The sequence below is a fragment of the Pseudomonas sp. ML2-2023-3 genome (genome assembly GCF_037055275.1).
Lineage (GTDB): Bacteria > Pseudomonadota > Gammaproteobacteria > Pseudomonadales > Pseudomonadaceae > Aquipseudomonas.
Window position 1 is genome coordinate 76,340 of sequence record NZ_CP146343.1, and the last position, 15,354, is coordinate 91,693.

General features: G+C 59.7%; 13 protein-coding genes. 12 read left to right on the top strand and 1 reads right to left on the bottom strand.

Annotated features, from left to right (window positions below; translation table 11 throughout):
* The first annotated feature begins 58 nt into the window (after positions 1-58).
* From V6P94_RS00320 to V6P94_RS00375, 12 genes are all read left to right on the top strand, one after another.
* Positions 59-1,825, top strand: coding sequence for a protein-disulfide reductase DsbD (locus tag V6P94_RS00320; protein ID WP_133078773.1), 1,767 nt, complete (start codon positions 59-61; stop codon positions 1,823-1,825).
* Between the two features lie 130 nt (positions 1,826-1,955).
* Positions 1,956-2,411, top strand: a complete 456-nt coding sequence (aroQ, locus tag V6P94_RS00325) for a type II 3-dehydroquinate dehydratase (RefSeq protein WP_048360251.1) — start codon at positions 1,956-1,958, stop codon at positions 2,409-2,411.
* A gap of 25 nt (positions 2,412-2,436) precedes the next feature.
* Positions 2,437-2,898: an acetyl-CoA carboxylase biotin carboxyl carrier protein gene (gene accB / locus V6P94_RS00330; protein ID WP_019826877.1), complete on the top strand. Its 462-nt coding sequence runs from the start codon at positions 2,437-2,439 to the stop codon at positions 2,896-2,898.
* A gap of 17 nt (positions 2,899-2,915) precedes the next feature.
* Positions 2,916-4,274 (top strand): acetyl-CoA carboxylase biotin carboxylase subunit, encoded by a 1,359-nt coding sequence (gene accC, locus V6P94_RS00335; protein WP_133078772.1) that lies wholly within the window; start codon positions 2,916-2,918, stop codon positions 4,272-4,274.
* A gap of 219 nt (positions 4,275-4,493) precedes the next feature.
* Positions 4,494-5,372, top strand: a complete 879-nt coding sequence (prmA, locus tag V6P94_RS00340; protein ID WP_133078771.1) for a 50S ribosomal protein L11 methyltransferase — start codon at positions 4,494-4,496, stop codon at positions 5,370-5,372.
* Between the two features lie 30 nt (positions 5,373-5,402).
* Positions 5,403-6,656, top strand: a complete 1,254-nt coding sequence (locus tag V6P94_RS00345; protein WP_219262805.1) for a DUF3426 domain-containing protein — start codon at positions 5,403-5,405, stop codon at positions 6,654-6,656.
* A gap of 197 nt (positions 6,657-6,853) precedes the next feature.
* Positions 6,854-7,867, top strand: coding sequence for a tRNA dihydrouridine synthase DusB (gene dusB / locus V6P94_RS00350; RefSeq protein WP_133078769.1), 1,014 nt, complete (start codon positions 6,854-6,856; stop codon positions 7,865-7,867).
* On the top strand, positions 7,864-8,184 hold the full coding sequence (gene fis, locus V6P94_RS00355; protein WP_003439210.1) for a DNA-binding transcriptional regulator Fis: 321 nt from the start codon (positions 7,864-7,866) through the stop codon (positions 8,182-8,184). Before dusB ends, fis begins: the two co-directional genes overlap by 4 nt.
* 81 nt (positions 8,185-8,265) lie before the next feature.
* Complete coding sequence (purH, locus tag V6P94_RS00360; protein ID WP_219262804.1) at positions 8,266-9,873, top strand: bifunctional phosphoribosylaminoimidazolecarboxamide formyltransferase/IMP cyclohydrolase; 1,608 nt, start codon at positions 8,266-8,268, stop codon at positions 9,871-9,873.
* 168 nt (positions 9,874-10,041) lie between these two features.
* Entirely contained in the window at positions 10,042-11,340 is a 1,299-nt protein-coding gene (purD, locus tag V6P94_RS00365) for a phosphoribosylamine--glycine ligase (RefSeq protein WP_338648850.1), read from the top strand.
* Positions 11,341-11,439: 99 nt separating this feature from the next.
* Positions 11,440-14,220 (top strand): hybrid sensor histidine kinase/response regulator, encoded by a 2,781-nt coding sequence (locus tag V6P94_RS00370; RefSeq protein WP_133078766.1) that lies wholly within the window; start codon positions 11,440-11,442, stop codon positions 14,218-14,220.
* 59 nt (positions 14,221-14,279) lie between these two features.
* Positions 14,280-14,876 (top strand): MarC family protein, encoded by a 597-nt coding sequence (locus V6P94_RS00375; protein WP_133078765.1) that lies wholly within the window; start codon positions 14,280-14,282, stop codon positions 14,874-14,876.
* A gap of 37 nt (positions 14,877-14,913) precedes the next feature.
* Here the strand turns inward: V6P94_RS00375 and V6P94_RS00380 are convergent, their stop codons facing one another.
* Positions 14,914-15,261, bottom strand: a complete 348-nt coding sequence (locus V6P94_RS00380) for a DUF6124 family protein (protein WP_338648851.1) — start codon at positions 15,259-15,261, stop codon at positions 14,914-14,916.
* Positions 15,262-15,354 lie beyond the last annotated feature (93 nt).

Genomic DNA, 15,354 nt, shown 5'->3' on the forward strand with positions numbered 1-15,354 from the left:
CACACACATACCCATGCACCGCGCTATCATGCCCGCACGTTCGACTTGCGAGATTCCTATGCGCCGCCTGTTTCTGCTTCTGTGTTTGCTGTTTGCCGTGCCCGCCCTGGGCGCGGGGTTACTGGATAACCGACCCAGTGCGACCCTGGGTGCAATCAATAACAGCAGCGACTTCTTGCCGGTTCGCGAAGCGTTCAAGCTCAACCTGATCAGCAGTACACCCGAGTCGATAAAGCTGCGCTTTGTCCCCACCGAAGGCTACTACCTGTATCGGCACAAGTTCGCCTTCAAGACCGAACCCGCCGACATCGCCCTGGGCGCCGCGCAACTGCCTCCCGGCGAAGCAAAACACGACGAATACTTTGGCAACGTCGAGGTCTATCACGGCATTCTCGATGTGGATATCCCACGCCCGGCCAACGATTCGCGCCCTTTCACCCTCGTGGTTACCTACCAGGGCTGCGCCGACAAGGGCCTGTGCTACCCGCCTGAAACCGAGCGACTGACCATCGAGGGCACCGCCCCCCCTGCCACCGGCCAACCCGAAAAATCGTGGAACTGGCGCGAACTGGCTCTGTTTTTCCTCGCAGGTATTGGCCTGACGTTCACCCCCTGCGTCTTGCCGATGCTGCCGATTCTGTCCGGCGTGGTATTGCGGGGCCAGGTCGGCGGCTTGCGCGGTTTCAGCCTGTCACTGGCCTACGTGCTGCCGATGGCTGCGTGCTTTGCCTTGCTGGGCGCCCTGATGGGCCTGTTCGGGGCTCAGCTCAATCTGCAGGCACGCCTGCAATCGGTGTGGGTACTGGTGCCATTTGCCCTGTTTTTCGGGGTTTTTGCCCTCGCGATGTTTGGCGTGTTTGAGCTGAAATTGCCGCAAGCCATCAGCAATCGCCTCGATCGCGTGGCCAATCGCACTCAGGGTGGTTCGCTGTGGGGAGCCGCCGTGCTGGGCGTGGTCTCCAGCCTGCTGGTGTCACCTTGCGTGTCGGCTCCGCTGGCCGGGGCCTTGCTCTATATCAGTGCCAGTGGCGATGCGCTGGGGGGTGGCTTGAAGCTGTTCGCCCTCGGTCTGGGCATGGGTGCGCCGCTGCTGCTGGTCGCCACCGGTGGCGCGGCCTGGCTGCCGAAAAGCGGGCCTTGGCTGGTCAATGTGAAAAACGCCATTGGCGTGCTGCTGCTCGGCCTGGCCATTGGCTTGCTCAGCCGCGTATTGCCGGGGCCCGTGACCTTGCTTCTGATCGGTGCGCTGGCGGCGGGCGTGAGCGTGTTTCTCGGCACCCTGGAATTTACCGCTAAAGCCCCGCGCCAGCGTCTGGCCCAGTTACTCGGGCTGTTTTTGCTGGTCTATGGACTGGCCTGCTGGTACGGCGCACTGAGCGGTCAAAGTGATCCGTTCAACCCCATCGGCCAGTCGCAACCCGCAAACACGGCAGTGACCGCCAGCGCCCAACCGGCCGACCAGTGGCTGACCGTCAGCACCCCGGCCGAGCTGGACAGCGCACTGGCTCAGGCCAAGGCCGCTGGTCAGCCACTGTTGCTGGACTGGTACGCCGACTGGTGCATCAGTTGCAAAGTGATCGAGCACGAAGTGTTGAACAACCCCCGCGTGGTCGATCTGCTCAAAGGTTATCGGCTGGTGCGTTTCGATATCACTGCCAGCAATGCCGAGCAACGTGCCCTGCTCGATCACTACTCATTGTTCGGCCCGCCAGCGCTGATGTTCTTCGGAAAAAACGGCGCCGAAAAAAGTGACCAGCGGGTCATCGGCGAGATCAATGCCGCAGACTTCGCCGAACGTGTCGCTATCGCGAATGACCAGATCTAGAGCACCGGTCACAAACTTTTCGCGAACATCGGTCATCGTGCTGGCTATTGCAGTTAACTGGACAGCGAATCCGCTTTTCGGCATAGTCGCCCGGCACTGACAACTGCACATAGATAATAAGGAACAGCAGATGGCGACTTTTCTGGTACTGCACGGCCCCAACCTGAACCTGCTTGGCACCCGCGAGCCGGGCGTCTACGGCGCAACTACCCTGGCGCAAATCAATCAGGATCTGGAACAGAGAGCCCGTGATGCCGGCCACCATTTGCTCTACCTGCAAAGCAATGCCGAGTATGAATTGATCGACCGCGTACACGCTGCCCGCAACGAAGGCGTGGACTTTATTCTGATCAACCCGGCGGCTTTTACCCACACCAGCGTGGCATTACGTGACGCGCTGCTGGCGGTGAGCATCCCATTCATCGAAGTGCATTTGTCTAACGTGCACAAACGCGAACCTTTCCGCCATCACTCCTACTTCTCCGACGTTGCGGTAGGTGTGATCTGCGGCCTTGGCGCCAGCGGTTATCGACTGGCCTTGGAGGCCGCCCTGGAACAGCTTGAACTACAAGCTAAACGCCCCTGACAGACCCATTGGGAGTTGACGATTCATGGATATCCGTAAAGTTAAGAAGCTGATCGAACTGCTGGAAGAGTCCGGCATCGACGAGCTGGAAATTAAAGAAGGCGAAGAGTCCGTACGCATCAGCCGTCACAGCAAGACTCCAGCTCAGCAGTTCTACGCACCGGCACCAATGCAACAAGCTCCAGCCGCGGCTCCCGTTGCTGTTGCTCCGGTTGCCACCGTGACCGAAGCGCCTGCTGCACCAAAACTGAACGGTTTTGTGGTCAAGTCGCCAATGGTCGGTACGTTCTACCGCACCCCGGCTCCAACCTCGCCTGCCTTCGTTGAAGTTGGCCAGACCGTCAAGGTTGGCGACACCATTTGCATCGTTGAAGCGATGAAAATGATGAACCACATCACGGCTGAAAAAGCCGGCGTTATCGAATCCATCCTGGTCGAAAACGGTCAGCCGGTTGAGTTCGACCAACCGCTGTTCACCATCGTTTGAACCGCGGGGAGCCAACGATGCTGAAGCCTCAGAAGCTGGAAAAAGTCCTGATCGCCAACCGTGGCGAGATTGCTTTGCGCATCCTGCGGGCGTGCAAGGAAATGGGGATCAAGACCGTCGCGGTGTACTCCACTGCCGACAAAGAGCTGATGCACCTGGGTCTGGCAGACGAAACCGTCTGCATCGGCCCGGCACCGGCCAACCTGTCTTACCTGCACATTCCGGCCATCATCGCGGCCGCTGAAGTGACCGGCGCCACGGCGATTCACCCGGGCTACGGCTTTTTGGCTGAAAACGCCGATTTCGCCGAGCAAGTCGAGAAATCCGGCTTTGCCTTCATCGGCCCGAAAGCCGACACCATTCGCCTGATGGGCGACAAGGTTTCGGCCAAGCACGCCATGATCGCTGCAGGCGTACCTACGGTTCCAGGTTCTGACGGCCCGCTGCCTGAAGACGAAGAAACCGCACTGCGCATCGGCCGTGAAGTCGGCTACCCGGTGATCATCAAGGCAGCAGGCGGCGGCGGTGGCCGTGGCATGCGCGTTGTACACCGTGAAGAAGACCTGATCGAAGCTGCCAAGCAGACCCGCGAAGAAGCCGGCGCCTGGTTCAGCAACCCGATGGTCTACCTCGAAAAATACCTGACCAACCCACGTCACGTGGAAGTTCAGGTCATTTCCGATGGCCAGGGTAACGCGATCCACCTGGGCGACCGCGATTGCTCGCTGCAACGTCGTCACCAGAAAGTGCTGGAAGAAGCACCGGCACCGGGCATCGACGAAACCGCACGCGCTGAAGTTCTGGCTCGCTGCGTAAAAGCCTGTGTCGACATCAACTACCGTGGCGCGGGTACTTTCGAGTTCCTGTACGAAAACGGTCGCTTCTACTTCATCGAGATGAACACTCGTGTGCAAGTAGAGCACCCGGTGTCTGAAATGGTTACTGGCATCGACATCTTGAAAGAGATGTTGAGCATCGCAGCCGGTAACAAGCTGTCCTTCACCCAGGCTGACGTGAACATTCACGGTCACTCGCTGGAGTGCCGGATCAACGCTGAAGACCCTGCGACGTTCATGCCGAGCCCTGGCATGGTCAAGCACTTCCACGCTCCGGGCGGCAACGGCGTTCGCGTCGATTCGCACCTGTACAGCGGCTACAAGGTTCCGTCCAACTACGACTCCCTGATCGGCAAGCTGATCACCTGGGGTTCGACCCGTGACGAAGCCATGGCGCGCATGCGCAATGCCCTGGACGAAATCGTGGTCGACGGTATCAAGACCAACATCCCGCTGCACCGCGACCTGGTGAATGACGAAGGCTTCTGCAAAGGCGGCGTCAACATTCACTACCTGGAACACAAACTGGCTAACCAGTAAGTTTGTCATCCGATCAACAAAGCCGCTTTCGAGCGGCTTTGTTGTTTCTGAGCTTGCAATACCTGTAGTCGCTGACGAGGTACGAGGCTGCGATGGGCTGCGCAGCCGTGATCGCTTTTCATCGTTTTTGATTACCCCCCTGCCTGCCCGCTCGCGTAAACTTGCGCGCTTCTCGCAGCCCGACCGGCTGCACACTCCTATTTTTCAAAGGTGCCCGCCATGCCTTGGCTGCAAGTACGCCTCGCCATCAGCCCGGAACAAGCCGAAACCTACGAAGACGCGTTCCTCGAAGTCGGTGCCGTTTCTGTGACGTTCATGGACGCCGAAGATCAACCGATTTTCGAACCTGAACTCAACACCACCCCCCTGTGGTCGCACACCCATTTGCTGGCATTGTTCGAAGGCGGCACCGAAGCCGACCTCGTGCTGTCCCATCTGGAACTGCTCACCGGCTCGCCACTGCCTGAGCACCACGCCGAAGTCATCGAAGACCAGGACTGGGAGCGCAGCTGGATGGACAACTTCCATCCGATGCGCTTCGGCCAGCGCCTGTGGATCGTGCCAAGCTGGCACGCAGCCCCGGAACCTGATGCGGTCAACCTGCTGCTCGATCCGGGCCTGGCGTTCGGCACCGGCACCCACCCGACCACCGCACTGTGCCTGGAATGGCTCGACGGCCAGGATTTGAAAGACTGCAACGTGCTGGACTTCGGCTGCGGCTCGGGGATTCTGGCCATTGCCGCCCTGCTGCTGGGCGCCAGGGAAGCCATCGGCACCGATATCGACGTGCAGGCGCTGGAAGCCTCCCGCGATAACGCCGGGCGCAACAATGTCGCCGAAGCACTGTTCCCGTTGTACCTGCCTGAAGACCTGCCACAGGTTCAGGCCGACGTGGTGGTTGCCAACATCCTGGCAGGCCCGCTGGTATCCCTCGCACCGCAATTGTCGAGCCTGGTCAAGCCGGGTGGCCGCCTGGCACTGTCGGGCATCCTCGCCGAACAGGGCGAAGAAGTGGCTGCGGCGTACGCCAAGGACTTCGATCTGGATCCGATTGCCAATCGCGATGGCTGGGTGCGCATCAGTGGCCGTCGGCGCTAGAATGCACGCCTGCTCAATCCGGATGGCCGCATGAACGATAGCTTCGTTACCCAGTGCCCACATTGCCAAACCAGCTTTCGCGTGCGCCACGCCCAATTGGGCATGGCTCGCGGAGTGGTGCGCTGCGGCGCCTGCCTGCAAGTGTTCAATGCCGCACAGCAACTGCTGAACCAGAGCACTGAAACAGAGCAGCCGCCCGCCGTGGTGACACCTGCCGTTGCCGCGCCCGAAGTAATCGAGCCGACACCCGTCCAGGCCCCTGCCACACCTGTGCCGGCCAGCCCGGCACCGTGGCAGGCCAACGCGATGGACCTCGACCATCTGGATCTGGACGAAGAGCTGGCCAAGCTCGAAGAGCGTGAAATACAGCCCAGCAAAAGCTTCGGCCAGCCCCACACGCCCAAAAGCAGCTCACTGAGTGCTCGTCGCGAAAGCAATGACGCTGAAGAAAACGAATGGTCTGACAGCCTGTTCAGTGAATCTGCAGCCGACCGCGCCGAGACGGCCAAGGATGCCGAAAAAGCCGTAGAGCTCTCCAAGACAGGGCGTACCGAACCGTCAGTGTCATTGGATCTCGACGAACCGGACGACACACCGCCGCTCCAGCTTTCGCTGGACGACGACCTTGAGCCGCCGCTGCCGGGCGAGCGCCTGTCGGCGACCGATGACGATGACGACGAGCTCCCTGAACCTGCGCCGGTCAGCAAAGACAAGCGCAAGCGCAGCGAGCCAGCCATGCGCGAAGATCCGTTGATGGATCTGGTCGACGATCCGCTGCACCTGGACTGGCAGAAGCGCCGTACCCCCTGGGGCAAGCGCCTGCTCTGGACCTTGCTGGTATTGCTGGCCGCGGCGGCATTGGCCGGGCAGTACATTGCCAACCACTTCGACGAGCTGGCACGCCAGGATCAATACCGTCCGATCTTCCAGCAACTGTGTCCGCAGATCGGCTGCACGGTGCCGTCCAAAGTCGATATCGACCGCATCAAAAGCAGCAATCTGGTGGTGCGCAGCCATCCCGAGTTCACCGGAGCGCTGGTGGTGGATGCCATCCTCTACAACCGCGCACCGTTCTCCCAGCCCTTCCCGTTACTGGAACTGCGTTTTGCCGACCTCAACGGCAAAATGATTGCCAGTCGTCGGTTTAAACCCGGCGAATACCTGACCGGGGATTTGTCAAAAGCCGAAATGCCCCCGCAAACCCCCATCCATATTGCGCTGGACATCCTCGACCCGGGTCCCAAGGCCGTGAACTACAGCCTGAGCTTTCACTCGCCCGAATAACCGCGCTACGCTTTGAGTGACAAACCGCAAGCGGCAAGTGCCGGGCTCTTAGCCCCCCACTTGCCGCTTGCGGTTTGTGTCTTGCGGCTAATTGTTCAAAATTCATCCAATTGCGTCTTTAACCAGTCATCGAGAGCGGGTATCATGCCAACCCTTTTTCGAACTCCCAAGATCCGGCCCCACAACAGGGAAGTCCTATGTCGGCGGTACGCATCGGCCCATATACATTGCACAACGGTTTGATTCTCGCCCCTATGGCGGGTGTCACCGACCAGCCCTTTCGTCAGCTTTGTCGACGGATGGGTGCAGGCCTGGTTGTTTCGGAAATGGTCACCAGTGACATGAGTCTCTGGAACAGCCGCAAATCGCGCCTGCGCATGATTCACGACGGTGATCCCGAGCCACGCTCGGTACAGATCGCCGGCGGTGACGCGCAAATGCTGGCAGACGCCGCCAGGGCCAATGTGGAACTGGGCGCACAGATAATTGACATCAACATGGGTTGCCCGGCAAAAAAGGTCTGCAACAAGGCCGCCGGCTCCGCGTTGCTAAAAGATGAAGCACTGGTAAACGAGATCCTGCAGGCCGTCGTGGCTGCGGTTGATGTGCCGGTTACCCTGAAGATCCGTACCGGCTGGGACCGGGACAACAAGAACGGCATTACGGTGGCAAAGATCGCCGAACAGGCCGGCATTACCGCTCTGGCGGTGCACGGCAGAACCCGTGCCGACCTGTACACCGGCGAAGCCGAGTACGACACCATTGCCGCGATCAAGCAGGCGGTGTCGATACCGGTCTTTGCCAACGGCGACATTGATTCACCCCACAAGGCCCTGCACGTGTTGAACGCGACCGGGGCTGACGGACTATTGATAGGCAGGGCGGCTCAAGGGCGGCCCTGGATTTTCCGCGAAATTGATCACTTTCTGCGCACCGGGCAACTGATGCCGGCACCGCAGTTGAGTGAAGTGGAACGTATTCTGCTGGAGCACCTGACTGCATTGCATACCTTCTATGGGGAGGTGCTGGGCGTACGCATTGCCCGCAAGCATGTCGGCTGGTATCTGGCAACCTTGCCGGGCGCCAAGGAGTTTCGCGCCCACTTCAATCGTTTAGAAGATACGGAAGCACAATGCGCCAACGTTCAGGCGTTTTTCGCCGAACGACACAAGAGCCTGGTAACAGGGGACGAAGGATGGGTGGCCGCATGACGATGATGACCGAGACATTAGTGAGTGGAACAACGCCCGTGAGCGACAACGTCAACTTGAAACAGCACCTCAATACACCGAGCGAAGAAGGCCAGACCCTTCGCGGGAGTGTCGAAAAGGCGCTGCACAATTATTTCGCCCACCTGGAGGGCGCTGAAGTCACGGACGTCTACAACCTGGTACTTTCCGAAGTCGAGGCTCCCCTTCTCGAGTGCGTCATGAACTACGTCAAGGGCAACCAGACCAAGGCCTCCGAGCTGCTGGGCCTCAATCGCGGCACCTTGCGCAAAAAGCTCAAACAGTACGATCTGCTGTAAGCATTCAATCAAACCTGAAAGGCGTCCTGATAAAACAGGCCGCCTTTTTTGCTGACTCCTTTGCTTTTGATGGAAATCGAGATGACCGATCAGACTACCCGCCTGCCGATCCGCCGCGCTCTAATCAGCGTTTCCGACAAAACCGGAATCCTTGATTTCGCCCGTGAACTGGAAGCCCTCGGCGTCGAGATCCTGTCCACTGGCGGTACGTTCAAGCTGCTGCAAGACAACGGCGTAGCCGCCGTTGAAGTGGCGGACTACACCGGCTTTGCAGAAATGATGGACGGTCGGGTGAAAACCCTGCACCCGAAAATCCACGGTGGCATTCTGGGCCGTCGCGGCATCGACGACGACATCATGAGCGAGCACGGCATCAAGCCGATCGACCTGGTAGCCGTTAACCTCTACCCGTTCGAAGCCACCATCTCCAAGCCAGGCTGCGACCTGCCGACCGCCATCGAGAACATCGACATCGGCGGCCCGACCATGGTCCGTTCGGCTGCAAAAAACCACAAAGACGTGGCCATCGTGGTGAATGCCAGCGATTACGCCAACGTTCTGGAAAACCTCAAGGCCGGTGGCCTGACCTACGCACAGCGTTTCGACCTGATGCTCAAGGCGTTTGAACACACCGCGGCCTACGACGGCATGATCGCCAACTACCTGGGCACCGTGAACCAGGCCGCTGAAGTACTGAGCACCGAAGACCGCGGCCTGTTCCCGCGCACCTTCAACAGCCAGTTCATCAAGGCCCAGGAAATGCGCTACGGCGAGAACCCGCACCAGAAAGCGGCGTTCTACGTTGAAGCCAAGCCGACCGAAGTCAGCATCGCGACGGCAACCCAGCTGCAAGGCAAGGAACTGTCGTTCAACAACGTGGCCGACACCGACGCCGCGCTGGAATGCGTAAAAAGCTTCGTCAAACCGGCTTGCGTGATCGTCAAGCACGCCAACCCGTGCGGCGTAGCCGTGAGCCCGGACGCTGAAGGCGGCATCCGCCAGGCGTACGAACTGGCTTACGCCACGGATACCGAATCGGCGTTCGGCGGCATCATCGCCTTCAACCGTGAACTGGACGCCGAAACGGCCAAGGCCATTGTTGAGCGTCAGTTCGTTGAAGTGATCATCGCCCCGTCCGTGAGCGAGGAAGCCCGCGCCATCGTCGCGGCCAAAGCCAACGTGCGCCTGCTGGCCTGCGGCCAGTGGAGCGAAGATCGCGCCCCGGCCTGGGACTTCAAGCGCGTCAACGGCGGCCTGCTGGTTCAAAGCCGTGACATCGAGATGATCGGCAGCGAAGACCTGAAAGTCGTGACCAAGCGCGCACCGACCGAGCAAGAGATCAACGACCTGATCTTCGCCTGGAAAGTAGCCAAGTACGTGAAGTCCAACGCCATCGTCTACGCCAAGGGCCGTCAGACCATCGGTGTCGGCGCGGGCCAGATGAGCCGCGTAAACTCGGCCCGTATTGCCGCGATCAAGGCCGAGCACGCCGGTCTGCAAGTACAGGGTGCCGTCATGGCATCGGACGCCTTCTTCCCGTTCCGTGACGGCATCGACAACGCGGCCAAGGCCGGTATCACTGCGGTGATCCAGCCGGGCGGCTCGATGCGTGACAGCGAAGTGATTGCAGCTGCAGACGAAGCCGGTATTGCCATGGTGTTCACCGGCATGCGCCACTTCCGTCACTAATCACTTTTGAGCGCACCGCAACCCTGTAGTCGCTGCCGAAGGCTGCGATGGGATTTGCAGGGAGCCTGAGATAACGGGTTGCTTCGCAACCCTTCGCAGCCTTCGGCAGCGACTACAGGCTCAGGTTGCGGTGCTCACCAGAATTCAGCGTCATCCGAGGTTTTTGAAATGAATGTTTTGATCATTGGCAGCGGTGGCCGCGAACACGCACTGGCCTGGAAAGTAGCTCAGGACCCACGTGTCGCTAAAGTATTCGTTGCCCCGGGCAACGCCGGCACCGCCATTGAAGCCAAATGCGAGAACGTCGCCATCGACGTGCTGGCCCTTGAGCAGCTGGCAGATTTCGCCGAGAAGAATGTCTCCCTGACCATCGTGGGTCCGGAAGTACCTCTGGTAGCCGGTGTGGTAGATCTGTTCCGCGCCCGTGGCCTGGACTGCTTCGGCCCTACCGCCGGCGCTGCTCAGCTGGAAGGCTCCAAGGCGTTCACCAAGGACTTCCTGGCACGCCACAAGATCCCGACCGCCGACTACCAGAATTTCACTGAAATCGAACCGGCTCTGGCTTATCTGCAGAAAGTCGGCGCGCCGATCGTGATCAAGGCCGACGGCCTGGCCGCAGGTAAAGGCGTAATCGTCGCCATGACCCTGACCGAAGCCAAAGACGCCGTACGCGACATGCTCGCAGGCAACGCCTTTGGCGAAGCCGGTTCACGGGTCGTGATCGAAGAGTTCCTCGACGGCGAAGAAGCCAGCTTCATCGTGATGGTCGACGGCAAGAACGTTCTGCCAATGGCCACCAGCCAGGACCACAAACGTGTTGGCGATGGCGACACCGGCCCGAACACCGGCGGCATGGGCGCTTACTCCCCTGCCCCGGTCGTGACCGCCGACGTTCACCAGCGCGTGATGGATCTGGTGATCTGGCCTACCGTGCGCGGCATGGCTGACGAAGGCAACGTCTACACCGGTTTCCTGTACGCAGGCCTGATGATCGACAAAGCCGGCAACCCGAAAGTCATCGAGTTCAACTGCCGCTTCGGCGACCCTGAAACCCAACCGGTGATGCTGCGTCTGCAATCGAGCCTGGTTCTGCTGGTTGAGGCCGCACTGGCCCAGGCGCTGGACAAGGTTGAAGCGCAATGGGATCCGCGCCCAAGCCTGGGCATCGTCCTGGCTGCCGGTGGCTACCCTGGCGATTACGCCAAGGGCACGGTCATCCACGGTCTGGATGCCGCAGCCAAGCTGGAAGGCAAGGTTTTCCATGCAGGTACGGCACTTAATCAAGCCGGTGAAGTCGTAACCTCGGGTGGCCGAGTACTGTGCGCAACCGCAATGGGTGACACCGTTGAAGCGGCACAACACAAGGCCTACGAACTGGCCAAGGCCATCGAGTGGGAAGGTTGCTTCTACCGTAACGATATTGGCTACCGAGCCATTGCACGCGAACGCGGTGACGACCAGGAATAAGCAATCCACATAGATAGGCGGGGGCTGCCTGCCCTTGCCTAACTATTCCAGGCCCGCGCATAGTTATCATCTGGCTTCACTTTACGAAGGGATTTCGCCGTGCGCTGGCTCAGGATCGCCATAGCTTTTACCATCACGTTGCTGGGCTCTGTGCTCGGCATGATGCCTGTGCAGGCTGCATCAGGTACCAGCTGGTCTGTATTGCCAGACCCTCAGGCTACCCTGCAACTGAGTGATGTGCGCTCACCCCGGCTATCCAGCCAGTTCAGCCCTGTCGAACTCGACCGAATAGCCGCTGCAGAACCCGGCGAAGCCCTGTGGCTGCGGGTACACCTGCAACCCGACAAGCATGAACAGATCCTGCGGATATTCGCCCCCGATCTGGCAAACCTCGACATGTATGTCTTCGATGATCAAAAACTGATCAGCCAGACCAACACCGGCACGGCATTACCCATCAACAGCAAGCCCGTGCCCAGCAGCGACTACCTGCTGCCCCTGCCCCAAAGCTCACAACCTCTGGATGTCTACCTGCGCATGGTCTCGGACCATCAGTTGCGCCCCCACATTACCCTCGACACTGCCGTCATGCTGGCTGCCAACCAGACCAAGCCCTTGCTCTATGGCTTGCTGCTGGGCTGCATGTCGATGCTGTTGCTGCACAACCTTATTCGCTTCGCCTTCAGCCGTTCGCCCAGCAGCCTGTGGCTGGCCATCTGTGAAATCCTGCTGATGGCCAGTTCGGCGCTGTTCCTGAACCTGCTGGACCCCTGGCTCCCTGACTGGCACGCCATCCAGACCCCCGGCGCGTACCTGACGCTGCTGCTGACAGCCCCTTGCGGGCTGATGTTTACCTACAGCTTTTTCTCGACCCGTGGTGCGCACCGGCTGCACAAGCTGCTGCTGCTGGATATCCTGATCATCGGCCTCGGCGGCCTGTTGCTCCTGTTTATCGATAATCTGCCGCTGAACGTGATGACCTACGCCCTGGTCGGACTGGCAAGCGTCAGCATCCTGGCCGTCTCGGTCTACCACTGGCAAAAGGGCTATCGGCCCGCGCGCATGTTTGTCATGGCGATGGTGATTTTCAACATCGGCACCCTGGTGATTCTCCCCGCGTTGCTGGGCTTGACCCTCATCGCGCCGCAGGAGCTGGTCCTGGCCCTGATGGTGATCATCTGCATCAGCGGGTTGCTGATGAGCATCGCCCTGAGCGAGCGCAACCGCAGCATTACTCAGGCCCAATTCAGTATTAGCCGCGAGCTGGCCGCCAGTAATGCCGAAGTGAATGCCAAGGCCGAGTTTCTGGCCAAGATCAGCCATGAAATCCGCACCCCCATGAACGGGGTGCTGGGCATGACCGAGCTACTGTTGGGCACGCCGCTGTCGGTCAAGCAACGTGACTACGTCCAGACCATCCACAGCGCGGGCAACGAACTGCTGACACTGATTAACGAAATCCTCGATATTTCCAAGCTCGAATCGGGGCAAATCGAGCTTGATGACGTGCAATTCGATCTCAATGCCCTGATCGAAGACTGCCTGAGTATTTTTCGCACCAAGGCCGAACAGCAGAACGTCGAACTCATCAGTTTTATCCAGCCACAAGTGCCACGGGTCATCAGCGGTGACCCTACGCGTTTGCGCCAAACACTGCTGAGCCTGCTCGAAAGTTCCCTGAAAAAGACTGACGAGGGCGAGATCCTCATCGTTGTCGCACTGGAGGAACGCAGTGGCCCGCCGCGACTGCGCATTGCCATTCAGGACTCTGGCCAACCGATGGATGAACAGGAGCGTGATGCCCTGTTGCACGCCGAATTGCACAGCAAGAACTTCCTCGCCGCGACCCGCCTGGGGGGCCATCTGGGTCTGGTAATCGCTCGCCAGCTGATCATGTTGATGGGCGGTGAATTCGGCATAAAGCCCGGACAAACCACCGGCAGCAACCTGTGGCTGACACTGCCCCTGGACCCGCAACACCTTGAGCACCCGACTTCCGACCTGGACAGCCCGCTCAAGGGCGCACGGGTGCTGGTGGTGGACGACAATGACACCTGCCGCAAAGTGCTGGTACAGCAATGTTGCGCCTGGGGTTTGAATGTCAGTGCTGCGGCATCGGGCAAGGAAGCCCTGGCCTTGCTGCGCACCAAGGCTCACTTGCGTGATTACTTCGACATCGTGCTGCTGGACCAGAACATGCCCGGCATGACCGGCATGCAACTGGCCGCCAAAATCAAGGAAGACCCGAGCCTGAACCACGACATCCTGCTGGTCATGCTCACGGGGATCAGCAACGCACCGAGCAAGATCATTGCACGCAACTGCGGGATCAAACGCATCCTCGCCAAACCGGTGGCCGGCTACACCCTCAAAACCACCCTGGCCGATGAGCTGACCCAACGCAACAAGGGCCATGCCACCGCGCACACCACCGCCAACGGCCCCGCCGCCGTGCCTGTTTCAGTGCCCAATGACTTTCGCATCCTGGTGGCCGAAGACAACAACATCTCCACCAAGGTCATTCGCGGCATGCTGGGCAAGCTCAACCTGAACCCGGACACCGCCTGCAACGGTGAAGAAGCACTCAAAGCCATGAAAGCCCGGCAATACGATCTGGTGCTGATGGACTGTGAAATGCCCGTGCTGGACGGTTTCTCAGCCACGGAGCAATTGCGCGCCTGGGAAGTCAGCCATCAGCGCATACGCACCCCGGTGGTCGCATTGACCGCGCACATCCTCACCGAACACAAGGAGCGCGCCCGTCAGGCCGGCATGGACGGCCACATGTCCAAACCCGTAGAACTGTCGCAACTGCGAGAACTGGTGGAGTTTTGGGTTGAACAACGTGAGTTGCGTCAATCCACGGCACAACTGTCCTAACAGACAGCCGATCCCCTGATAGACTTTCGGGCGCCCCCCCTTCGATATGAGCCAAGACCATGCTTCATATGCTGTTCAGTGTGTATTTGAAGATGCTGGTGCTCTACAGCCCGTTTTTCGTGCTGTCGTGCTTTATCAGCCTGACCCGGGGTTACTCGAACAAGGAACGCCGTCGCCTGGCCTGGAAGGTGGCGCTGGCAACGCTGATCTCCAGCGTACTGCTGTACCTGTTTGGGCGCGCGATCTTCAATGTGTTTGGCATTACCGTCGACGCCTTCCGCATCGGTGCCGGCAGCGTGCTGTTTATTTCGGCACTGGGCATGGCCCAGGGTAAATCGGCCGTCCAGACCGACAACGTGCAGCAAGACGTGACCATAGTTCCGCTGACCATTCCGCTGACCGTCGGCCCCGGCACCATTGGTGCGTTGCTGGTCATGGGGGTCAGTCAGCCCCATTGGGACGACAAGCTGATGGCGATCACCAGTATTGCGCTGGCGAGCCTGACGGTTGGCGTGGTGCTTTACCTCTCCAACCGAATCGAACGGATACTGGGCGAACAGGGGCTGCAGATCGTCAGTCGCCTGATGGGCCTGTTTGTCTGCGCCCTGGCGGCCCAGATCATCTTCACCGGGATCCGGGGCTACATGGTTCCCTGACAATGACGCGCCTGTCGCCAATCAGGCGCGTGCTGCCTTAGTGCGTTGCCAGCGTGTCCAGCGACGTGTCGACATACCCCTTGGCCAGCTCCACCAGGTGCATGACCGACAACACCAAATCGCGCGCAGGCCCGCTCAAGCCATTCCCCGCCTCATTCGCGCAGGCAGCCGCACAGCGCAACAAGTCTGACGCCTGGGCCAAAGCCGCTTCTGAATTGACACTGTGCGGGATGGCCAGCATGGCCGTGCCCATGGGGCGTTGAGGCTTATGGTTTTGCAGGTAATAATTGAGCGCACGTTCGACGGCGGCACGATCCAGCAACGGGTCGTGACTGTCAGCAGCATCGAGGGGTAAAGCAGGGGGATCGGGGGTGATTTTTTTCATGGCTTAACTCCAAACACGTTAAGGGAGCTGCCACTTTTCGCTACTAAACAAATGGGTGGCAGCCGTGCACAGGTTAGTAGACCGGCGTGTTTG